18 protein-coding genes are annotated in these 22,504 nt (G+C 50.8%); 5 read left to right on the forward strand and 13 right to left on the reverse strand.

Going from position 1 to position 22,504, the window contains the following annotated elements; all coding sequences use genetic code 11:
• Positions 1–112: 112 nt before the first annotated feature.
• Positions 113–1,012, reverse strand: coding sequence for a glycerophosphodiester phosphodiesterase (locus WDY75_RS23110; RefSeq protein WP_006208903.1), 900 nt, complete (start codon positions 1,010–1,012; stop codon positions 113–115).
• 291 nt (positions 1,013–1,303) lie between these two features.
• Between WDY75_RS23110 and kduI the strand changes: the two genes are divergently transcribed.
• The 4 genes from kduI (at position 1,304) to WDY75_RS23130 (ending at position 4,915) form a co-directional block, all read left to right on the forward strand.
• Positions 1,304–2,137: a 5-dehydro-4-deoxy-D-glucuronate isomerase gene (kduI, locus tag WDY75_RS23115; RefSeq protein WP_006208902.1), complete on the forward strand. Its 834-nt coding sequence runs from the start codon at positions 1,304–1,306 to the stop codon at positions 2,135–2,137.
• A gap of 40 nt (positions 2,138–2,177) precedes the next feature.
• Positions 2,178–2,927 (forward strand): DeoR/GlpR family DNA-binding transcription regulator, encoded by a 750-nt coding sequence (locus tag WDY75_RS23120; protein ID WP_063478895.1) that lies wholly within the window; start codon positions 2,178–2,180, stop codon positions 2,925–2,927.
• A gap of 83 nt (positions 2,928–3,010) precedes the next feature.
• Entirely contained in the window at positions 3,011–3,763 is a 753-nt protein-coding gene (gene kduD, locus WDY75_RS23125; protein ID WP_006208900.1) for a 2-dehydro-3-deoxy-D-gluconate 5-dehydrogenase KduD, read from the forward strand.
• A gap of 270 nt (positions 3,764–4,033) precedes the next feature.
• Positions 4,034–4,915: a transporter substrate-binding domain-containing protein gene (locus WDY75_RS23130; protein ID WP_006208899.1), complete on the forward strand. Its 882-nt coding sequence runs from the start codon at positions 4,034–4,036 to the stop codon at positions 4,913–4,915.
• 118 nt (positions 4,916–5,033) lie between these two features.
• Here WDY75_RS23130 and WDY75_RS23135 read toward each other — a convergent pair whose 3' ends face one another.
• From WDY75_RS23135 to WDY75_RS23190, 12 genes are all read right to left on the reverse strand, one after another.
• A complete protein-coding gene (locus WDY75_RS23135; protein ID WP_006208898.1) occupies positions 5,034–5,660 on the reverse strand; it encodes a 50S ribosomal protein L25 in 627 nt (208 codons plus the stop codon).
• Positions 5,661–5,857: 197 nt separating this feature from the next.
• On the reverse strand, positions 5,858–8,212 hold the full coding sequence (pulA, locus tag WDY75_RS23140) for a type I pullulanase (RefSeq protein ID WP_063479768.1): 2,355 nt from the start codon (positions 8,210–8,212) through the stop codon (positions 5,858–5,860).
• Positions 8,213–8,552: 340 nt separating this feature from the next.
• On the reverse strand, positions 8,553–10,274 hold the full coding sequence (gene ptsP / locus WDY75_RS23145) for a phosphoenolpyruvate--protein phosphotransferase (RefSeq protein WP_063478894.1): 1,722 nt from the start codon (positions 10,272–10,274) through the stop codon (positions 8,553–8,555).
• On the reverse strand, positions 10,267–10,542 hold the full coding sequence (locus WDY75_RS23150; protein WP_006208895.1) for an HPr family phosphocarrier protein: 276 nt from the start codon (positions 10,540–10,542) through the stop codon (positions 10,267–10,269). The genes ptsP and WDY75_RS23150 overlap by 8 nt, the downstream gene beginning before the upstream one ends.
• Before the next feature lie 58 nt (positions 10,543–10,600).
• A complete protein-coding gene (ptsG, locus tag WDY75_RS23155) occupies positions 10,601–12,682 on the reverse strand; it encodes a glucose-specific PTS transporter subunit IIBC (RefSeq protein WP_063478893.1) in 2,082 nt (693 codons plus the stop codon).
• 276 nt (positions 12,683–12,958) lie between these two features.
• The gene (glcT, locus tag WDY75_RS23160) at positions 12,959–13,816 is read right to left on the reverse strand and encodes a glucose PTS transporter transcription antiterminator GlcT (protein WP_006208893.1); all 858 of its coding nucleotides are present in this window, start codon (positions 13,814–13,816) and stop codon (positions 12,959–12,961) included.
• A gap of 163 nt (positions 13,817–13,979) precedes the next feature.
• Entirely contained in the window at positions 13,980–15,515 is a 1,536-nt protein-coding gene (locus tag WDY75_RS23165) for a flotillin family protein (RefSeq protein WP_006208892.1), read from the reverse strand.
• Positions 15,516–15,519: 4 nt separating this feature from the next.
• Positions 15,520–16,053 (reverse strand): membrane protease regulatory membrane protein, encoded by a 534-nt coding sequence (locus tag WDY75_RS23170; protein WP_036643002.1) that lies wholly within the window; start codon positions 16,051–16,053, stop codon positions 15,520–15,522.
• Between the two features lie 201 nt (positions 16,054–16,254).
• A complete protein-coding gene (locus tag WDY75_RS23175; RefSeq protein WP_063478892.1) occupies positions 16,255–17,418 on the reverse strand; it encodes an iron-containing alcohol dehydrogenase in 1,164 nt (387 codons plus the stop codon).
• Between the two features lie 167 nt (positions 17,419–17,585).
• Positions 17,586–19,184 carry a UDP-glucose--hexose-1-phosphate uridylyltransferase gene (locus WDY75_RS23180; protein WP_063478891.1) on the reverse strand — a complete coding sequence of 533 codons (1,599 nt, stop codon included), beginning with the start codon at positions 19,182–19,184 and terminating at the stop codon, positions 17,586–17,588.
• A 19-nt stretch (positions 19,185–19,203) separates the two neighbouring features.
• Positions 19,204–20,193 carry a UDP-glucose 4-epimerase GalE gene (gene galE, locus WDY75_RS23185; RefSeq protein ID WP_063478890.1) on the reverse strand — a complete coding sequence of 330 codons (990 nt, stop codon included), beginning with the start codon at positions 20,191–20,193 and terminating at the stop codon, positions 19,204–19,206.
• Between the two features lies 1 nt (position 20,194).
• Positions 20,195–21,373 (reverse strand): galactokinase, encoded by a 1,179-nt coding sequence (locus tag WDY75_RS23190; protein WP_063478889.1) that lies wholly within the window; start codon positions 21,371–21,373, stop codon positions 20,195–20,197.
• A gap of 187 nt (positions 21,374–21,560) precedes the next feature.
• Between WDY75_RS23190 and WDY75_RS23195 the strand changes: the two genes are divergently transcribed.
• Positions 21,561–22,433: an AraC family transcriptional regulator gene (locus WDY75_RS23195; protein WP_063478888.1), complete on the forward strand. Its 873-nt coding sequence runs from the start codon at positions 21,561–21,563 to the stop codon at positions 22,431–22,433.
• Positions 22,434–22,504 lie beyond the last annotated feature (71 nt).

Genomic DNA, 22,504 nt, shown 5'->3' on the forward strand with positions numbered 1-22,504 from the left:
ATAATCGTCAATTTTTAATTTATGTAATATATTATCACACAAAAATAAAACAGCCTTTTCTTAAAAAGGCTGTGGTGTAGAGACTATCTATAAAGGTTGTTTATGTTTTTGACTATCGGATGGTCTTCCTGTTTGTAATTGAGATAGGTACCCGATCCGGATAATCCGTAATGATTCCGTCTACGTTAATCTGAAGCACATACGGGATTTGCAGCATATCCCTAATGGTCCAGACAAAGGTTTTCATCCCGGATTGATGGATCTTTTGAACTAATCCCTTGGTGACAAGCCTCATTGAGACATTCACGTATTCCGCGTAAGCCTTCATATCTTGCATTCGCTCCCTGGACAACTCGCCTGAACTGGTGATGACCACGCCAAGCGGAATATCTGGCATCAGTCTATGAAACCGGAGCAGCGCATCCGTGTCTGCCGACTGGACAACAACCATTTCCTTATATCGCTGAGGTCCGTTGGCACCCTTCATAACCTTTTTCAGCCCATCTGCAACCCCTTGCTCAATGCCTGGGTACAAATCAGGCGATTTCAATTCGATCAGCAGCCCGATTCGTCCCCCGAAATGCTCAAGCACCTCCGACAGTGTCGGAATCAATTCTCCTTTGTATTCCGATCCGTACCATGAGCCGGCATCCAGCTGCCGCAGCTCCTGAAAGGTTAAATCCCCCACATTTCCTTGACCGTTCGTCGTCCGATCAACCGTCGTATCGTGGATGACCACCATTTCTCCGTCCTTGCTCATCTGGACGTCCAGCTCCAACATGTCTGCTCCCATATCAAAAGCTTTGGCAAAGGAGGCCATCGTATTTTCAGGAGCGGCGCCCGACGCCCCCCGATGAGCGATATTGATCCAGGACTGATTGGCGTCACCCTCGGACCCGATCCAGGCTGCCTGTTCTCTTATGTCATGCAAAGGATAATTCGGCACATCGGCAGATATTCGGAAACCGGCAACCATGAGCGCGGCCGTCATGATAACGATCATTTTTTTCATATGCTATCAATCTCCTATTGGATCGAACCCTGCTGATTCATAATAGATGCCTAACTCAGACTCACGCTGAACCAGCTTTCGTTATCACTTCTGATGCTAATTCTTCCCTATACAGCCGAATTTCAGTCAGCCCGACTTCCCCTTACAGATAGATCGTGCAGAGCCTGGAGGGAATCATTTTTGTGCATTTTATATTTTTGGTATTGTAATATGAACGTAAATGGAGTAATTTGTACTTATATGAACATTATTTGATTTATTTACAATAGAATAACGAGGAGATGAATGATAATGGAAAGACGTTATGCCTCACACCCTAATGAAGTGAAACAATTTGACACGGACCGACTCCGCAAGGAATTCCATATTCCCGCCCTGTTCACACCTGACAAGCTGGAACTTGTCCTTACCCATGAAGACCGTTTGATTATTGGCGGTGCTGCTCCGGTTCGGGAACCCATCACACTGGAAACCGACCTTAAAGAGCTGGGCGTTTCCTCTTTCCTGGAGCGTCGTGAGCTTGGCATTATTAATATTGGCGAACATGGAACCGTACGGGTGGACGGCACGGAGCACGAACTCAGTAACAAAGAATGTCTCTACGTTGGCATGGGGGCGGAAGAAGTCATTTTCACAAGCTCGGATCCTGAACATCCTGCCAAATTCTATTTGAACTCGGCTCCGGCGCATCAAACCTTCCCGACTGCCAAAGCTACCCTTGAAGAAGCCGATTCCAGCGCATTGGGCGATATCAAAAACTCCAATGATCGTGTCATCTATCGGTTTATTCACCAAAAAGGCATTCAGAGCGCCCAGCTCGTGATGGGTATGACCCTGCTGAAGGAAGGAAATATGTGGAACACCATGCCTGCCCATACCCACCCAAGACGCATGGAGGCCTATCTGTATTTTGATTTGCCGGAAGATGCGGTTGTCATCCATCTCATGGGTCAGCCAAACGAGACACGGCACATCGTGATGCGCAATGAACAAGCCGTGATTTCGCCAAGCTGGTCTATCCACAGCGGAGTAGGCACAAGCAATTACACCTTTATCTGGGGTATGGCCGGAGATAATAAAAGATATGATGATATGGACCCCGTGTCCATGAAGGATTTAAAATAGAGGGGATTCATCATTAAGCTACGGAAGAGTTGAGATTCATATGAACCCGTTACGACGCTATGAAAAAATAATGGAATTCCTTCTCACCCACAAAGAAGTGACTGTCGCGGATTTGAGCCAGCAGCTGCAAGTGACAGGAAAAACAATTCGCGAGGATCTGACCAAGCTGGAGGAACAAGGCCTTATCGTTCGTGTGCACGGCGGAGCTGTCCTCGCGCACAGCGATCAGTTTGGCATCCTGCCATCCAAAGAGCCGCTGGCAAAGAATCGGGACGAAAAGACCGAGATTGCGCTAAAAGCACTGGCCCATATCAACACCGGCGACATCATTGCGCTGGATGGAGGCAGCACCACACTGGAGATTGCCCGCAGACTGGATGATGTGCCCTTAACAGTCATCACGAACGATGTGTACATCATCAGTGAGCTGGCCACCAAGAACAACATCCGACTTGTGGTTCCAGGCGGCTACCGGGTAAGGAACATGCTTGCAGGTCCTGAAGGCGTATCGTATGTGAAGCAGTTGAACATTCAAAAAGCCTTTATCTCGGCCACCGGCGTTCATCTTGATCATGGATTGTCCATTTACACCAGGGATCTGATCCCCTTCAAGCGTGCTTTAATCGAAACCGCGCTTTCGGTTTATGCCGTTGTTGACCACCATAAATTCGGTCAAACCGCACTGAGGACTTTTTCCACCCTTCAGGAGATAAGCGGCATCATTACCGATACAGGCCTGCCCTCCGATACGATAAAACAATATGATGCAGCGGGTGTCACCATGCTGTAACTCGCTTGCTTGAAAGGAAACACTCGAGCAAGCCACTTAATTTCAACCTTATGAAATGAACAAAATGAGAGGGGATGCTGTGCATGAACAGGTTTGATTTATCTGGCAAAACCGCAATCGTAACCGGATCTGCTCGCGGTCTTGGGCAAGGAATCGCGATTGCCCTTGCCGAAGCCGGTGCGGATATCGTCGCCGTGTCCATGAATACGAGCGCGGAAACAATTGAGGCGATCACATCTTTTGGCAGAAAGGCTTCTGAGATCAGGGTGGACTTAAGTGACCAGAGCCAACTGCAGCATACCTTCGACCAAGCGCTGGAGCTGACGGGACACGTGGATATTCTGGTGAACAACGCCGGCATTATCCGCCGGACGCCGGCCAAGGATCATGCTGCCCAAGATTGGCTCGATGTAATGGATCTGAATCTGAACACCGTATTTATGCTGTCCCAACTGGCAGGCAGACATATGATTGAGCGCGGCAGCGGTAAAATCATCAATATTTGCTCCATGCTTTCCTATCAAGGCGGAATCAACGTACCCGGCTACACCGCAAGCAAACATGGTGTCGCCGGTTTGACCAAAGCGCTGGCTAACGAATGGGCGGCCAGCGGCATCCAGATCAACGGAATTGCCCCGGGATACATTGAAACCGATAACACGGCAGCTATCCGCCAAGACGAGGACCGCCGCGCTTCCATAACGGATCGCATCCCAGCCGGTCGCTGGGGTAAACCTGAGGATATCGGCGGACCTGCTGTCTTCCTCGCTTCCGCCGCTTCGGATTACATGAATGGACATGTGCTTTGCGTTGACGGCGGATGGATGGCCCGCTAACATCAATACACGGTTCAACCTGAACCTGACGTTATCATAAAGCTCCTACTGTACGGACGTTTATAAGGTTACGCCTTCTGCTGCTATTATGCGCAGAGATAGCGTAACCTCTTTTTTGTAATTGCCCCCCTCTCTTTAAATGTTTCAACTCTCCTGATCCTCACTAAAGTCCTGACATTGCACGAATATACGAACCATCCTTTGGGACATGCTAACTTTACGATATGGGCCTCGAAGGACCTTGAATAAAGAAAGGATGGTTTGGGCGTCATGCGCGGAACAAAATCGATACAACGTATCCGTTTGCTCTCCCTGTTCACTCTGATCGGTTCCATTATGCTTGCCGGCTGTACGGTCAACAGCAACGACCGGGTGCCAACCCCGAATATGGGTGTAAATCCGTACCGGGTGAACACCGGCTACCTGCTTCGGAATGCCGTGGAGCGCGGAACCTTGCGAATTGCGACAGAACGGGATTACCCCCCCTTCAGCTACCATGGAACAGGTGGAAGACTAACCGGGTTTGATGTGGAGGTTGCCGAAGAGGTTGCACGTCATATGGAATTAAAGGCAGAATTTGTGGAAACCGAGTGGAAGAATCTGCTGCCGGGTTTAACGGAAGGCAAATATGATGCGGTATTTAACCAAATCGAAGACCGCCCCGACCGGAGGGCACTTTATGATTTCTCCGTAGCTTATCTGTCCTCTACTCCGGTTCTGCTCGTGCGTTCAGGCGAAGATCAAGTCCGTACCTTCCCGGACATTAAGGGAAAGCGCGTTGGTCTGAACCCAACAGGAACCTATAATGATATTGCCAAGAAACATGGGGCGATAATCGTTCCGGTCAAATATATATATGACGCAGCCCGTATGCTTGCAAGAAGCGAGCTTGACGCCATAATTTCAGACCCGCTGTCTGTGACCAACCTGAAGCAGCAGTTTCCGGATATGCCGGTTACTACCGTTCAATCGGCCAACCAGGCGTTCGAGGTCTCTGCCGCCTTCGTAAAAGGCAATCCGGATCTCGTAGCCGCCGTTGATAACGCTCTGGCTACCATGCAGCAGGACGGAACCTATCTGACCATATGGAACAAATACTTTGGAGATGCTCCATCAAGTTACAAAGGCATTCATGATCGCAAGAATAAGTAAAAATGGCTAGTGAATCTTGAGGACAACCATGCACCACTTTCAAAATTGTCATCTCACCAAAAATAAGACGCCTGCTCCGCTGGTTACCAGCAAAGCAGGCGTCTTTTTATCGTGCATATTAGGATTCTTCGGTTGTCTCTTCCGCATTCGCTTCCTCAGTACCTGCGTCCTCGGTCTCTGCAGCCTCCACAGCGCGGGGCACGATGACACTTGCCAGCACTTCCTCCTCCGATGCGTGTAAGGTAATGCCCTTCGGCACTTTGATATCCGCAACGGTGAGTTTGTCCCCAATCTCCAGAGCGGATACATCCACTTCAAGGGTCGAAGGCAAATCACCCGGCAATCCTTCTACGTCTATCGCATTCAGCTGGGTTTGCAGAATACCGCCCGACTTGGTGCCGACAGCAGTCCCCTGAAAATCCACTCCAATGCTGACGCGAACCGGCTTGTTCATCGAGATCCGCAGGAAGTCCACATGGGAGACATTGCCGCGTCTCTTCTGAATGTCCTTAATCAACACCGGGATTTTACCGGAGCCTGGAATATCAAGCTGGAACACCTCTGAGCGGCCCGTATGGAACAGCTTGGACGTATCTTTGAAATCAACAGCTACAGGGATGCTTTCCTCACCCGCACCGTATACGACACCGGGAATTCCACCATTCTCACGAAGCACACGGCGAGAAGCCCGCGTAAATTCATTTCGAACATCGGCTTTGAGTTGAACGTTGTTTCCTTTTGACATGAGTGACATCCTCCTTTATCGAAAACAAAGTCTATCTCATTATTACCCTATTTAGCTGCTAACTAATCATGCAAAAAAGATGTTTTGCAATTCAAGTCAGAGGGTAATACATGGTACCCCTTTTGAAAATATAAAAACGGGAGCCCCCTCTTCAAAAATGAAAAGGAGGCTCCTTATTTTTTTGCGCTGAAGATGTTTCAGCTGGCCATATCCCGCTGACCTTTCTTGTTGAATCCTTCGTCCTTCCCGCTTCGAAGTGAAAACCGGACTTCCACTTCATCTGGCGGAATATCGATAAACCAGTCATTCTCGCCTTCCCGATCCTCCCAATCGTTAAGCCTGACGATGCAGCCGACCCGCTTGGTTCCGGAAGCGACATGGAAGACCACCCGGGCTTTACCGCTGCTGCCCTGGGTAAACAGCACGCTGCCATCCTGTACACCCGTTCCCCATACCCATAGGTTCCAGCCATCATACGCCTGGTCACGTCTCTCGTACTCAACCTCAACGGTGACGAGCCCCTTCTTCATTTCGGTTCTATCCTCATATAAAACCATCAGGGATAGTCCTGGCACGGTGACGGCCCCTTGATCCGACGTCTCAATCGTCTCGGTTCCTGCATGTTGTTCATTCACAACGATATTCCAGCGATACAGGGTCGGCGGGAGATCAACCGACATTTCATGTTCATTCCCGTTAACGACAACCACGATCTGGCTCCAGCTGTCACCTGCAGCATTATTCATGAGCCGGTAGGCGATAATCCGGTCGCTGCTGCGCAGCACCTCCATATGCTCTTCGATCTCTTCTCTTGTGGTCATACGAAATGCCGGGTGGGCTTTCCGCAGGGCGATAAGACCCTTGTAATAGTCAAAGACGGGTCTGAAGCGTTGTTTGTTGCTCCAGCGGATCGCATTAATGGCGTCCCCGCTGCGGTAGCTGTTATGATCGCCGAATTTCGTGCGAAGCAGCTCATCACCGGCATGCAGCAGGGGAATCCCCTGGGAGAGAAGCACGATGCCATTAGCCAGCAAGCTGCGGCGAACAGGCACTGCCCGCATCACATCTTCATCCGATACACCGGCATATGGATTTGAAGCAGCCGTTGCCTGCCATATATCGCCGCCGTCTGGCAGCTTCCCGTCCATCAGATGCAGCAGACCCGCCTGCTGCTCCATCCCTTCTGCAATTAAGATTTTGTCCCACAGGTTTAAATTATCGTGAACTGTGACGTAATTAACCGTCTCGCTCGGATGAAGGGCAAAATCATGGATGGACCCCATCATCCCTTCCACAACAGCCCCTTCATACCACGGCTCGCCAGTAGCAAACCCCCGGCCCCGCCCGTCATTGTCGCCCTTGATGGCATGCCGGAAATGATCATTGAATACAGCAAAGCCTTGATCACGCTGACTTCCCTTGACGGTCTGCTCCGTCAGCGGGCTCATTCCCCCTGTCCAGGGCTCACCATAAAACAGAAGAGAGTTATCCACCTCATGACGCAGCTCGCTTACAATCTCTCTCATCGTAGTGGTATCGATCAAAGCCATCAGGTCAAACCGAAATCCGTCGATATGAAATTCTTCGGCCCAGTATCTTAGAGAATCCTTAATATATTTGCGCACCATCGGTTTCTCCGTGGCCAGCTCATTCCCTACGCCGGAGCCATTCGACAGGGCACCGCTTACGTCCTTCCGGTAGAAATACCCCGGAGCCAATCGTTCAAAGGGACCATCATCCACTGTATACGTATGATTGTAAACCACATCCATCACGACACGGATTCCCCTCGAATGCAGAGCCAGGACCATTTCCTTCAGCTCCCGAATGCGCGAGGCAGGATCTGTGGGGTCTGTGGCATACGATCCTTCAGGCACATTGTAATTCTGCGGATCGTATCCCCAGTTATACTCTCGACTCAAATGGCCTGTTGCATATCCATCCAGCTCGTTAACCGTTCTAAAATCAAATATCGGCAGCAGGTGCACATGCGTTACGCCCAATTCTTCAAGATGGTCCAGCCCAACCGCGTTCCCGCCCATATCCCGCAGGCCGCCCTCTGTAAAAGCCTTATACTTTCCTCTATATTTCATTCCCGAATCGGCATGGATCGAGAAATCGCGTACATGCAGTTCGTAGAGCACCGAATCCGTAGGCTTAAGCAGCTCGGGTCTAACATCCAGCTCCCAGCCTGGAGGATTGCTTTTTGCCAGATCAATTACAGCGCCGCGGCTGCCATTAGCCGAGACGGCTGTTGCATAAGGGTCAACGGCATAACGGACAGCACCGTCCGTTGACTCGATTTTGAACATGTAATAGGTTCCATGCAGATCCCTGTTCACTTTAGTCGACCATACACCTTCATCATTCCGGTCCATACCGTATAAGGTACCGCCCTCGTGATCTGTCACGAACCCCTGAGGATCATACTCTCCTGCACCTTCATACAAAGCCAGCGACACATGAACCGCATCCGGAGCCCACACCAAAAAGGCAGTCCCTTCTCTGCGATAAATCGCTCCCAGCTTCAGACTCGTGCAGCTCTTGATCATGTCCATACTCATCATCACCGTCACTTTTAAGTAGATTTACTTCCTAGTATGGGCGCCTGAATCATAAGACAGACCTCTAGCACATGAATTTTAGAACGCTTTCATATATCATGGTATGCCAAAAGCCCTGATTTGGTTTGGGTTTGAAGCCAAGTCACTATATATTTAGGCTATTATACTAGCAATTATGCCAGCTGTCTTTCTTTTGATCAAAAAAAACATCTGCCCAATGGACAGATGTTATCAAGGTCATATTTTTAAACGTGGAAAAAGTTTTGTAGAGTCCCTGGAGAAAACCCGGTTGCTTCATCAGGTGTTCCAAATTCTTCGATCGTCCGCCTTATTCGGCTGCAGCCTCTATGGATTCGACCAGAGATACAACTTCCTCTGCGGTACCCATCTCGAGCGCTTTGGCTGCGAGGGCCTGCATATCGCCGCGGGACAGCTTCCCGATCTGGCTTCGCGCTGGCAGAATGGATGTGGCGCTCATGCTGAACTCATCCAGACCCAGACCGAGCAGAATCGGAATCGCTGTAGAGTCACCAGCCATTTCACCGCACATCCCAACCCAGCGACCCTCGCGATGAGCGGCATCGATGACCATTTTGACCAATCGCAGAATCGCCGGATTGTATGGCTGGTACAGATAGGCCACCCGTTCATTCATGCGGTCAGCCGCCATCGTATACTGAATAAGGTCATTGGTTCCGATGCTGAAGAAATCAACCTCTTTGGCAAACTGATCGGCCAGCACGGCGGTGGATGGAATCTCCACCATAATCCCCAGCTGAATCTCCTCGGATACCGGAGTGCCTTCGCTCACAAGCTTGGCCTTCTCTTCTTCCAAAAGAGCTTTCGCTTCACGGAATTCACTCAGTGTCGCTATCATTGGAAACATGATGCGCAGGTTGCCGTGGACGCTCGCACGCAGCAGCGCGCGCAGCTGTGTTCTGAAGATATCCTGACGGTCCAGGCACAGCCTTACGGCGCGGAATCCGAGGAACGGATTCATTTCCTTCGGCAGATCCAGATATGGCAGCTCCTTGTCCCCGCCGATATCGAGGGTACGGACAACAACCGGTTTGCCTTCCATTTTTTCCAAAACCGATTTATAAGCGACATATTGGATCTCTTCCGAAGGAAGTTTGTCTCTGCCCATGTACAAGAACTCGGTGCGGTACAGTCCTACTGCTTCCCCGCCATTATCCAGTACGCCAGCTACGTCATTCGGTGTCCCGATGTTGGCAGCCAGCTCCACATGGATTCCGTCCTTGGACACGGTCGGTTCAGAGCGAAGTTTCTTCCACTCCTCGATCTGTTTGGCGTAGGCTTCCTGCTTCGCACGGTATTGCTCCATGATAGCTTCAGTGGGATTAATAATGACATCCCCTTCAAGTCCATCAACGATGATCCAATCCCCGTTTTGAACCGAGGAGAGCACGTTCTTCGTTCCGACAACGGCCGGAATTTCAAGGGAACGGGCCATGATGGCCGAATGCGAGGTACGTCCGCCGATATTCGTAGTGAATCCCTTAACGTACTTGCGGTTCAGCTGTGCCGTATCCGACGGAGTCAGGTCTTCTGCAACCACGATGACTTCTTCGCTGATCTCCGAAGGGCTGACATAATTTAGTCCCAGCAGATGCTTGAGAATCCGTTTGGTTACATCGCGCATATCGGCCGCCCGCTCCTGCAAATAGGCACTCTTCATGTTCTCGAACATTTGAATGAATTGGGTAGCCGTTTCATTCAATGCAAACTCAGCATTAACCGATTCGGAAGCGATTTTTGCCTTGACCGGCTCAATCAGTTCCGGGTCATTCAGGATGAGAAGGTGAGATTCGAAAATCTCCGCCTTCTTCTCCCCGAGCTCCTGAAGTGTGCGGGCTTTGATCGCCTCGAGCTCAGCCTGAGACTGAGCCAGTGCTGCATCCAGCTTCGCGAGCTCGGCATCCGTATCCGTCACTTGCTTTTCGGTGACCGAATAGTCAGGATGCTCAAGTGTAAACGCCCGTGCAATCGCGATGCCCGCAGATGCCGCGATTCCTTTCAGATTATTCATGAACCTCTCCTAACCCTTCGTTCACCATCACTTCTTGAAGTGCTGTAAGCGCCTCGCTCTCATTGCCGCCTTCTGTGATCAGTGTCAAAGTGTCACCTTGCTCCAGTCCAAGAGACAGAACGCCCAGAATGGATTTCAGTGTTACTTTTTTGCCGTTAGCTTCAGCGAATGAATTCGTGTCTTGAAATTTATTAGCTGTGTTTACCAATGCCGTTGCCGGGCGTGCGTGGATTCCATCTTCGTCAATAATTCTGAATGTTTGTTGCATGTTCATCATCCTACTTTCGTAAAGTTATTTTTTATGATTCCTTAATATCCATGTTGGGCTAAGGTTTCGTTATGGTTATGATTCCTTGTTCGCCACGTTTTACTTCACCCGTCTTGTTCAGCTTCACAGAAGCACCTTCCGGCAGATTTGAGAAAATAATAGGAGAAATAATCGATTTTGCATTCTCCTTCACATATTCCAGATCCACCTGCATGATTGGTTGGCCCGCGGATACCGAATCGCCTTCCTGTACAAGAACTTTAAATCCCTGCCCCTTCAGCTTAACCGTGTTGACACCGATATGGACAAGGACTTCTTTGCCGCCATCGGACATAATGCCGATAGCGTGCTTACTAGGGAACACATTAAATACCGTTCCTTTCACAGGAGAAGCAATGGTTCCGTTGTGAGGAATAACCGCAAACCCATCCCCGGTCATGCGTTCTGCGAACACAGGGTCAGGCACGTGGGAGATATCCACCAACTCTCCGTCGACAGGGGATACAACCTCCTCCATCACAAGCGTCTCGCCATCCTGAGTCGCCTGGAATTCCTCACTGGCTGCCGGCATGCTTTCTGATGGGGCTGCTTGAGGTGCCGAAGACGGTGTTATTCCGGACATAATGTCCTGAATTTGCGACTTAATCGTATCGGAGCGGGTTCCAAATATCGCCTGGATATTATTCCCCACCTCCAGCACGCCTGACGCACCGAGCTGCTTCAGCTTAGCCTTGTCAACACTGCCCTTCTCCTTCACCTCAACGCGGAGACGGGTAATACATGCATCCAGATGCGCGATGTTCGACTGGCCTCCAAGTGCAGTCAGAATGTGAAGCGGCAGATCATCTTTACTGCTTCCTCCTGCTGACCCGGATCCGGACTCCGCAGCCGATCCAGATGCTTCCTCCCGGCCCGGTGTTCTCAGATTGAATTTCCGAATGACAAAACGGAACCCAAAGTAATAGATCACTGCCATGATAACACCAACGATGAGCACATTCCACCATGGCGTCCGATTCGGAATGACACCGAATATCATGTAATCGATCAGGCCGCCGGAGAAGGTCATGCCAATCTTCGTGTCCAGAATATGCATCGTCATGAAGGAAAGACCCGCAAACAGAGCATGCACGGCGAACAGGATCGGCGCCACAAACAGGAATGAGAACTCAAGCGGCTCCGTGATTCCTGTCAAGAAGGAGGTCAGTGCAGCAGACCCCATAATACCTGCTACAAGCTTTTTGTTCTCTGGTCTTGCTTCATGATAGATGGCCAGGGCGGCCGCAGGAAGACCAAACATCATAAACGGATATTTCCCCGTCATGAATGTACCCGCGGTAAACTCCACGCCGTCCCGAAGCTGAGCCATGAATATATTCTGATCACCGCGTACCATTTGACCTGCCTGGTTCACATATTCACCGAACTCAAACCAGAATGGGGAGTAAAAAATGTGGTGCAGACCGAATGGAATCAATCCGCGTTCCACTACGCCGAACACAAAAGCGGACAGCGTCAAATTTTGCTCCAGCATGAAATGGGATGCCGTGTTAAGCGCCGACTGAATCGGTGGCCATATAAACACCATCAACAGACCAAGCAACACCGAGGTTGCGGCTGTCATAATCGGGACAAACCGTTTGCCTGCAAAAAAGCCCAGATATGACGGAAGCTCTATTTTGTAAAATCGTCGGTACATGCTTGCAGCCAATATACCGACGATGATCCCGCCAAATACTCCGGTTGCCAGTGTCGGAATGCCCAGTACGCTGGCATATTCGTAATTCGTGCCGATCATCGATGGCGTCACGCCAATGACACTTCCCATGGTTACGTTCATAACCAGGTAACCGATGATGGCGGCAAGTCCGGCCACCCCTTCTCCGCCGGCTAAGCCGACAGCAACGCCGACTGCGAACAGCAGAGACAAATTCGTGAACACGATTTGACCCGCGTTCATCATGACTGTTGCAGCCGCTTGCACCCAAGCTGCGTTCAGCCATGGAGCATACTGCAGGAAATCGGGGTTAACCAGCATATTTCCAAGACCCAGCAAAAGTCCGGCCGCCGGCAATATTGCCACTGGCAGCATCAGAGCTTTACCGACCCTTTGCAGTACGCCAAAAAGCCGTTTGAACATGAAGTTTCTCACCCTCTGTCTAGTTGTTGTCACAAGCGAATGTAAAAGGCACAGTAAAACAAACAAACCAAAAAAGGCATGAGTAACCACGGGAAATGGTGGTCTAATCTCATGGATTAGATTACCCAAAAATGGGTAATTACAACCAATTTCCTGCTGTACTCATGCCTGATCGAATCAGTTACACGTTAATTTGATGTTTTACTTAATAACTGATCGTATTGTAACACCGTTCATTTATCGTTGCAACCACATGAAGAGGACTTAATAAAATCTTCACATTTGCTCGTTCTGGCCTTTGCGCTGCATCAGCCGCTCCAGATGGATGGTCAGATAACCAGCCTCTGCTGGATAGACAGGCTTCTTCAGCCGCTGCTCCATGATCTTCGTCAGCTTCCACGCCAAGGAATATGTCTCAGGATATTCACGCTTCAGAAGACCGTCCAGCGAACTCGTCTCATTCACCGCTTCCCCCCGCCTTATCCGCTCCAGCGCGAACCGAAGATGGGTCAACAGGCGGGAATAATCCAGCGTATCCTTCGGTATGGCATAATCCATCTGCTGCTCCACGGTATGTACGAGATCCGCGATCAGCTCCGAATGCTTGCGAACTTCCGAAATATGCTGGTTCGTAAGAGCGCCATGAAAATGAAGGGCTATAAATCCGATTTCCTCTTGACCCAGATCCACCCCGAGTTTATCCCGAATGGTACGGACTGCGTATTCTGCCATCTCATACTCTTCAGGATACATCTCGCGAGTTTCATATAAGAAAGGATTATGAATGTAAAGCCCCTGGGCGTGACGTTTAATAGCAAATGCGATATGGTCGGTCAACGCAATGTGGATATGCTCATTCAGAGGAGCCTCACTGGATTTCGCAGCATTCAGAATAATATCATTCATCGCCTCAATCAGCTTCTCATCGATATGAGGCACCAGCTGCTTATACTGCTCCTGCTCCTCCGGTTTAGTCAAAATGAACATTTTCTCGGCAGCGGAGGCCGGGATGCTGTCTTTATTCCTGCGATTAAAGCCAATTCCCTTGCCGATGACAACAACCTCCCCGTGCTGAGGATGCCGCGCTATGATTACATTGTTGTTCAACACTTTAGCCACTTGTAAGCTGCTCACATTCGCACCTCTTTTTGATTCAAACGCGTATACTCGGATATCTTATCAGAAATATGAGAGCACAGCAAAATCATTTGTGGTTGCCAATGTATTCAAGGTGCTGTACCACTGCCTGTCAACACACATGCCCCGATTCAAATCGCATCTAACTGCGTTTAAACGATTATGATTCTTCCTTCGCTGCGCTTGTTTCTACAGGAACCGGCACTGGCACCAGCTCCGGCTCGACCGCAACCGACTTATGGACAGCTGCTGGTTTCTTGGTCAATCCCTTGATCAGCTCTTCCACATCAATTCCCGATACGCTCTTCAGCATTTCAGGCGCCGTAGACATAAGCTCGGTCACATAATTGCTCACGCGAGCCGCTCCCTCGCCTTTGCCTGTATCGACAACCGTCAGCTTATCGATGGACGAGATTGGCTGAGCAATCTTGCCAGCAAGCTCAGGCAGCATTTTTACAATGATGTCGAGCACCGCAGCTTCTCCGAACTTCTGGAACGCTTCGGCAAGTTTTTCTTTGGCATCGGCTTCGGCAATACCCCGAAGACGAATGACTTCAGCTTCAGCCGTACCTTTTGCACGCTCTGCATCAGCGACCGCCATACCATCCAGGCGCTTCTGTTCGGCAGAAGCTTTTGCCTGTGTCTCGATGGAGTACTGCACGGCATCCGCTTCGCGCATCTTGCGGGCTTTATCCGCTTCGGCTGCCTGCTCCACCGCGTAGCGATCCGCTTCGGCTTTTTTCTTCACGTCCGCATCATACTGCTTCTCGCGGACCATGATTTCTTTTTCCTGCAGATCGATTTCACGTTCCTTGCGGACGAGCTCGACCTTCATCTGCTCTTCAACCACTGTTTGTCTGGCACGGGCTTCCTGGATATGGTATGCCTGGTCGGCTTCCGCCTTCGCCGTATCCTGCTCCTTCTTAAAGGAAGCGACCTTCAGTTCTCTTTCCTTCTCAGCTTCAGCGATATTGGTATCGCGAACGACCTCAGCCTTCTGTCCTTCTTCTTCCGCACGGGCTTTCTGAATCCGCGCATCCCGAACCGCTTCCGCTTCGGCAATCTCTGCATCCCGCTTCACCGTGGCAATCCGCGGCTTACCTAGTGCTTCCAGGTATCCATGCTTATCGCGAACGTCCTTAATGGTGAAGGATACGATCTGCAGACCCATCTTCTTCAAATCTCTTGCCGCAACGCCTTGAACCTCCTGCGCAAACTTGTCGCGGTTACGGTATACTTCCTCCACCGTCATCGAACCCAGAATGGCACGCAGATGACCCTCAAGCACTTCCTGGGCTTCGCCTTTCAGCGCTTCAATCGGCTTGCCCATGAACTGCTCGGCTGCGGTCGCCACGTCTTCAATGGAGCTTCCGACTTTAATAATGGCAACCCCATCGGCCATCACCGGCACGCCCTGCTCCGTGTACACTTCAGGGGTCATGACATCCAGCTTATGGGATAAGAGCGATACGAATTCGGAACGTTGAAATACGGGTAGTATAAAAGCGCCGCCGCCGCGTACGATTTTGATTTTGCGGCCGGATTCATCCTCCGATAAATTTTTGCTCCCCAGGAATGAACCGGTTACAATCATCGCTTCATCCGGACTCACCGTTTTGTAACGAGCCCAGAATGCAAGTCCCAACACAACAATAACGGCTACGACAATGGACGGAATTACTAAGTACTCTGGCATTGAATCAATCATCTCCTTTTCGTTCTTCCAGTTCGGACACTCTCAGGACACCATCAACAACGTCGATAACTACCACGCGGACACCTGCGGGAAGGATCTGACGATCAAAGCTGGACGCAATGTGCATGGTGTTGCCTGCTCCAATCTTGACCATTACTTCACCAAATCCCTCTGCAGGGAGCGGTACAGTTACAACGCCAATCCTGCCCGCCAGCTCTTTAATAGAGAAGCCTGTCGAGTTCTCGCTGTTCTCCATCGGTTTGACATACCCAAAGTAGACGAGAATCGAGATGACGATAGCTGACAGGATAGACAGCGTTACATGGGCACCTGCTGCCAAATTCGTGTATTTCATCAGCATGATTCCGGTACCGCCAAATACGGTGATTCCCCCAGCGATTACAACCGGATTGAAAAAATCCACTGACAAAAAGTCCAACAATCCGTCAAGTGCCGAGCTGAGTATGTCACCAAGCACCACGGTTACGATGGCGAATAAGACGCCTCCGATCAGACAGCCCCAATATAACGCTTCCATGTTGATTGCCCCCTCTGGAATTCCTTACTGTGTATAACAAGTAATACGGCAAAATGTTTGCTAAAGTTTCAATTATTTGCCTCAAACGTATGAAAATCTCTGCATATCTATATTCCACACGCCATCGCAAAAAGCCTGCTCGGTATGAACCGGCAGGCTTGCATCGTCCCCCCTGCTATGCGAGCAACAGGTCAGGGCGCATTAAAGCGACATTTTATAAATTTCAACAACGTCTTCGCGCTGCAGCTTGCGGAAATTGCCAAACGGTCCAAAACGCATCGCTTTGTCGGCCATAGCCTCGATCTCACGATCGTCGATATTGTAAGCTCCCAATGTGCTAGGTGCGCCGATGGAAGTCCAGAAACTGCGAAGGGCTTCAATGCCTTCCAATCCGATCTCCTCATCGGTCTTTCCTGTCGGATCAACTCCGAACACATTCACAGCAAGCGACTTGAAGCGCTGAGGATCTGCGCTAAGATTGTATTTCATCCAGTTCGGGAAGAGTATCGCCAGGCCGCCGCCATGCGGAATGTCGTATACGGCAGATACCGCATGCTCAATATTGTGGGTAGCCCAGTCTCCCGCCATTCCCATATTGATCATGCCGTTCAGGGCCATCGTTCCACAGTACATCGTCGTCTCGCGAAGCTCATAGTTCTCCAGATCCTCTACGAGCTTGGGTGCTGTCTCTATCATGGTGCGAAGTATCGTTTCGCAGAATCCGTCTTGCACCGGCGTATTCGTATCTTGGTGGAAGTAGTGCTCCAGCACGTGAGACATAATATCAACGACACCATACACGGTTTGGTCCCGTGGAAGGGAGAACGTATGTACAGGATCCAGAATTGAAAATGCAGGGTAGGCGTGCGGGCTTCCCCAGCCCATCTTCTCCTGGGTCGTCTCATTGGTAATAACGGAGCCGCCATTCATCTCCGAGCCCGTGGCAGCCATCGTGAGCACGGTCCCGAGTGGAAGAGCCCCTTGCGGAGCCGCCTTGCGCTCTACGAAATCCCACATGTCGCCGTCATATTTGGCACCAACGGCAATCGCCTTGGAGCAGTCAAGCACACTTCCTCCGCCAACAGCCAGAATGAGGTCAATGTTATGCTTCCGGCACAACTCAACGCCCTTATGAACCGTGGACAGACGCGGATTCGGTTCCACTCCGCTCAGCTCTGTTACCACAGCATTCGCTTCTTGCAGCAACGCGATGACCTGGTCATACAGCCCGCTGCGCTTGATGCTGCCCCCGCCGTATACTAGCAATACATTCTGGCCGTATTTGGCCACTTCACTACTTAAAGCGCTCAGTTTGCCCTTGCCAAATATCAACTGAGTCGGATTATGAAATACAAATGGTCTCATATTTATTACCTCCATCGCATCGTGTTTGCAGCTATTATTCAATCATGCATGCTCATTCATTTTATATCATTCCTCCTGTGTAAAACAAACAACCGTTCCTCTCTGCGGAAAGGACCGGCTGTTTTTGCTATTAACGCAGTTAAATGGATATTTTTTATCACGGAGAACTACATGCTCTCACGCTGGAATCCCATACGGCTTAGAAATTGCTCAAAAGCCTGCTGTCCGTCTTCCGTCTGTTTGTACACACCGGCATGCTCCAGGATCGTGGTGAACTTCTTGCCAACTTCCTGGCGGATCAGCTCCATAGCCTCAGCCTTGTCGGACAGGGCGGCTCCCCGTTCCCGCAGCTCTTCGATCCAATCGCCGTGAACAGCAAGCGGATGGTCTGGGGCCTGGCTGTCCGCATACAGTTTCTCGTTCCCGACCAGAACCTCGGCAATTTGGTCCAGCTCTTCCTTGAGCCTGCCCGGCAGGATCGCCAGCCCCATAACTTCGATCAAGCCGATATTCTCCTTCTTGATATGAAACATCTCCCGGTGAGGATGAAAAATCCCTTCGGGGTGCCGTTCACTGGTCCGATTGTTCCGCAACACCAGATCCAGCTCATAGATGCCTTCGTCATTTCGCCGGGCAATCGGCGTAACCGTATTATGGCGGACTCTCTCTCCCTTCACCTCGCTGAACGCTTCAATGTCTTGCGAAGGGTCACTGTAGAATTTCCAATTCTCATAGATGCTGTTGGCACATTCAAGGAGCAATCCCCGATCACTTGAGGCCAGCCGGATAACCGACATCGGCCACTTCACGATGCTGACGGACACGCCGGGATAAGCCTCATGTGAGAAGCCCGCCACCTTCGGTGCTTTCTGAATCGGGAAGGAATGACGGCCTCCTTGGAAATGATCATGCGTAAGAATTGAGCCCCCCACGATCGGGAGATCCGCATTCGACCCGAGAAAATAATGCGGGTACGCATCCACAAAACTCAAGAGGCGGGCAAGCGTCTCCCTGGTCAGCTTCATCGGCACATGATCATGATGGAACACGATGCAATGCTCGTTGTAGTATACATAGGGCGAATACTGGAAGAACCAGCGCTCCCCGTTTAACTCCAGCGGGATAATCCGCAAGTTTTGCCGTGCCGGATGATTGACCCTGCCAGCATAACCGACATTCTCACGGCAGAGCTGACATTTGGGATAAACAGGCGGTGGCAGCAGCTTTGCCATAGCGATTTCCTTCGGACTTTTCTCCGGTTTGGATAGGTTAATCGTGATCTCAATATCGCCGTACGCGCTGGCATGTCTCCAATACTCATTCTTGGCTACCCGATCCATGCGAATGTAGTTGGAATCGATGCACAGATCATAGAACTGTTGTGTAGCTGCAATGATCCCCTGCTCCTGCTGGGCTGCTCGAAACCGGGCTGTCACTTCCGAAGGCCTTGCCATAAGACGGCCCATGATTTTGGCATCCAGCAAATCCCGGTACGTATCCGTGTTCTCCGGTATGAGTCCGTTCGCCGCACCGTAATCGATCAAAATGTCCAGCATGGCCTGGGGTCCATCCGGAATCTGCTCATTCACTTCGTCGCCATACGGCTCGCTGAAGCCGAAGTCCTCCAGCAGCAGATTGCGGCTGTAATCCACATCGGCTGCCTCGATAAGGCCTTTATGCAGGGCAAATCGCACCAGCATTTCAATCGCATGCAGAGCCTGCTTCGATTGCTTCAATTCGGGAGTTCCTGATGGTACTGATTTCATCGCCGTAGTCCCCCTTGGATTAATTGTCTCCGTAACCGTGCGGATGACTGCTGTGCCACTTCCATGCACTATCGATAATCTCTTCAAGCGACGTTTTGGATGGTGTCCATCCAAGGACGGTACGCGCTTTATCTGAAGAGGCTACTAATACAGCAGGGTCGCCGGAACGCCGTGCCTCCATGACAACCGGAATGTCAGCGCCAGTCACCCGCCTCGATGTCTCAATAACTTCCTTCACCGAGAAACCGAGCCCGTTGCCGAGGTTAAATACATTGCTGGGTTCCCCACGGCGGAGATACTCTACCGCGCGCAGATGGGCGTTCGCAAGATCGCTGACATGGATATAGTCACGCACGCATGTTCCGTCCGGCGTAGAATAATCATCGCCAAACACGGAGATGCTTGGGCGCTGCTTCAAAGCGGTTTGCAGCACAAGCGGGATCAAATGGCTCTCCGGGCGGTGATCCTCTCCGATGGAGCCGCTGGCATGGGATCCGGCAGCGTTGAAGTAACGAAGAGATACATATTTTACACCGAGCACGGTATCAAACCAGGACATCATCCGTTCCATCATTAGCTTGGTTTCCCCGTACACGTTCGTTGGCTGCGTCCGGTCTGTTTCCTCAATCGGCACCTTCTCAGGCTCACCGTAGGTAGCAGCCGTTGAGGAGAAGACGATTTTGCGTACACCTGCTTCATTCATCGCTTCCAGCAGACAGAGCGTTCCGTATACGTTGTTGTCGTAATACTTCACCGGGTCCTTCATGCTCTCGCCGACCAGCGAATTCGCAGCAAAGTGGATAACGGCATCGATATCATTCTCCGAGAACAGCTGGTTTAGCAGCGTCTTGTCGCGCAGATCGCCAACATACAGCTTTCCGCCAAGGAGCGCTTCGCGATGCCCGGTCTGCAGACTGTCGATAACAACAACCTCTTCTCCCTTCTCAAGCAGTTCCGCCACAGTGTGAGAACCGATGTAACCTGCACCGCCAGTTACTAAAATCGCCATATTATTCGCCCTCCTTCACTTCATGCACACCTTGACCAACGCCGCATACATAGAAATCCGGCTTCAGTCCGGTTCTGCTTTCATACTGCTGCCCCACTTCCGCTATGAAGCGTTCCACCGCATCCTCGTGGACCAAAGACACCGTGCAGCCCCCGAAACCGGCCCCCGTCATCCGGGAACCAAGCGTTCCTGGGATGCGCTGGGCTTCCTCAACGAGCGCGTCTAGCTCATCGCCTGTCACTTCATACAGATAACGCAAGGAGTCATGGGACTGGTTCATATACTGACCGAACGATTCCAGATCCCCGTTCTTCAATGCTTTCACGGAATCAAGAACGCGCTGGTTCTCCTCCACGACGTGCTGGGCACGTCTTCGGACCGTTTCATCCTGGATGTTGTCCTGTAATGTTACGAATTGATCCGGGTTCAGCTGTGCGAGATACGTTAGTGCAGGAAGCTCATTCTGCAAAATCTCCAAAGCATGGTCGCACTCACTTCGGCGTTCATTGTATTTGGAGTCGACAAGCCCCCGTCGTTTATTGGTATTGGAAATCACGATTTTATATGGTCCCGTCTGGAACGGTACAAGTTCATACTCAAGGGTATCGCACATTAACAGAATGGCATGATCCTGCTTGCCGTTAGCCACGGCAAATTGATCCATGATGCCGGAATTGACGCCAACGAACAGGTTCTCCACTCTCTGTGAGAGCTTCGCGATCTCCACGGTATCCGCTGCCTTGCCCTCCATGCTCAAGAGCGCGTAGGCTGTGACCACTTCGATGGAGGCAGAGGAAGACAGACCCGCGCCGTTAGGAATATCCCCATGGTAGAGCAGGTCATACCCGCTGCTAAGATTGGAGCCTATTTTATGCAATTCCGTAATGACGCCAACCGGATAATCCGTCCATTGATCGCTTTTGTAACGGTAATCCTCGTCCAGGCTGATCGTTAATTCATAAGGGATATTGGTTGAAGAGAAGCTTACCTTCTTATCGTCACGCGGACGGATAATCAAGGTTGTGCCAAACTCCAAGGCTGCCGGAAGAACGTAACCTCCGTTGTAGTCCAGATGCTCCCCGATCAGATTCACCCTGCCGGGTGCGTTAAATATCCGAACCTCATGCCGGCTTTCTCCGTGCTTGTCCATGAATCTTTGCATAAGCTGTTGTGTAGTCACTGCCCATCACTCCATCCTGTACATATGGTAGTTTTACTGTCTTCAGTATAATGGAAACCTCGTTTAACGATAATGAAATCTTGTGTGTTACATATGGATTTATGTGACTTTAAGAGGTACAATAAACTCATAATTAAAACAAATCTGCAATCCCGTATTTTCCCAATCCTATTCTAAAGGAAAAATTATGATGAAACCAACCTATTCTGTTGCCTCAAATCCTGCCCAGCAGGGCAGCGGGTGGCTCCACGTCCGATTTGCGGGGGAAAGCCAGACCAGACCTGAGCATGCCCTGGGGCCAAAAATATACGATCATTACTTGCTGCATATTATCGAATCAGGATATGGCATATTTCGAACGGAAACCGATATGTACCAGCTGGGTCCCGGCGATTGCTTTCTCATCCATCCCGGTCAGATTGTCAGCTATGAATCTGACGCGAGTTGCCCGTGGCAATACCGGTGGGTCGCCTTTGACGGAGAGCATGCCGGTGAAGAAATGAATCGCCTGGGGCTCACGCCCGACAAGCCCGTCCTGCATCTCATGGAGGCGAACAACCCGATTCCCGGATATGTCTCCCTCATCCAGAAGCATTTTCAATCCAGGGAAGAAAGCTCCCACATCGCCGCCATTGGTTACCTGCATCTGATCTGTGCCGAGATCCTGAACCGCAGCGACCGCCCGTCGCTGCTGTCGCTTGCAGAGCCTCAGGTTCAGCGCACAGTGAAGCAAATGATCAATTACATGACTTCCCAATATGCCCACCCCGTCTCCATCGAACAGATGTGTGCGAGCCTGGGTTACAACCGCGCTTACTTGTCGCGCATATTCAAGCAGGAAACAGGCATGACCCCGATTACGTACCTGCTCAAATTAAGGATCGACCAATCCAAGCGGCTGCTGCGCGAACGTCCCGATTTGTCCATCGAGCAGGTCTCCGCATCCGTAGGTCTGACCGACCCACTTTATTTCTCGCGCCAATTCAAACGCCTTGTCGGCCGATCGCCAACACGATACCGGAAGGACATCATGTCCGCAGCAACACCAACGGAGCCATAAGCGAGTTCATGATCATATTTGCACCAAAAAAGGAGCGCATATCAGGCCGGGTAATACATCCTGAGGCGCTC

The organism is Paenibacillus glucanolyticus (assembly GCF_037333485.1).
Lineage (GTDB): Bacteria > Bacillota > Bacilli > Paenibacillales > Paenibacillaceae > Paenibacillus_AQ > Paenibacillus_AQ glucanolyticus.

Coding starts and splice junctions, on each gene's coding strand:
- WDY75_RS23150 (WP_006208895.1), bottom strand. CDS start 10,542: ATGCAACAAACATTCAGAATTATTGACGAAGATGGAATCCACGCACGC.
- WDY75_RS23165 (WP_006208892.1), bottom strand. CDS start 15,515: ATGCCAGAGTACTTAGTAATTCCGTCCATTGTCGTAGCCGTTATTGTT.
- WDY75_RS23110 (WP_006208903.1), bottom strand. CDS start 1,012: ATGAAAAAAATGATCGTTATCATGACGGCCGCGCTCATGGTTGCCGGT.
- ptsG (WP_063478893.1), bottom strand. CDS start 12,682: ATGTTCAAACGGCTTTTTGGCGTACTGCAAAGGGTCGGTAAAGCTCTG.
- WDY75_RS23135 (WP_006208898.1), bottom strand. CDS start 5,660: ATGTCAAAAGGAAACAACGTTCAACTCAAAGCCGATGTTCGAAATGAA.
- WDY75_RS23170 (WP_036643002.1), bottom strand. CDS start 16,053: ATGGAAGCGTTATATTGGGGCTGTCTGATCGGAGGCGTCTTATTCGCC.
- kduD (WP_006208900.1), top strand. CDS start 3,011: ATGAACAGGTTTGATTTATCTGGCAAAACCGCAATCGTAACCGGATCT.
- pulA (WP_063479768.1), bottom strand. CDS start 8,212: ATGATCAAGAGCTGCACGAGTCTGAAGCTGGGAGCGATTTATCGCAGA.
- kduI (WP_006208902.1), top strand. CDS start 1,304: ATGGAAAGACGTTATGCCTCACACCCTAATGAAGTGAAACAATTTGAC.
- WDY75_RS23175 (WP_063478892.1), bottom strand. CDS start 17,418: ATGAGACCATTTGTATTTCATAATCCGACTCAGTTGATATTTGGCAAG.
- ptsP (WP_063478894.1), bottom strand. CDS start 10,274: ATGAATAATCTGAAAGGAATCGCGGCATCTGCGGGCATCGCGATTGCA.
- WDY75_RS23120 (WP_063478895.1), top strand. CDS start 2,178: ATGAACCCGTTACGACGCTATGAAAAAATAATGGAATTCCTTCTCACC.
- WDY75_RS23180 (WP_063478891.1), bottom strand. CDS start 19,184: ATGAAATCAGTACCATCAGGAACTCCCGAATTGAAGCAATCGAAGCAG.
- WDY75_RS23130 (WP_006208899.1), top strand. CDS start 4,034: ATGCGCGGAACAAAATCGATACAACGTATCCGTTTGCTCTCCCTGTTC.
- galE (WP_063478890.1), bottom strand. CDS start 20,193: ATGGCGATTTTAGTAACTGGCGGTGCAGGTTACATCGGTTCTCACACT.
- WDY75_RS23195 (WP_063478888.1), top strand. CDS start 21,561: ATGATGAAACCAACCTATTCTGTTGCCTCAAATCCTGCCCAGCAGGGC.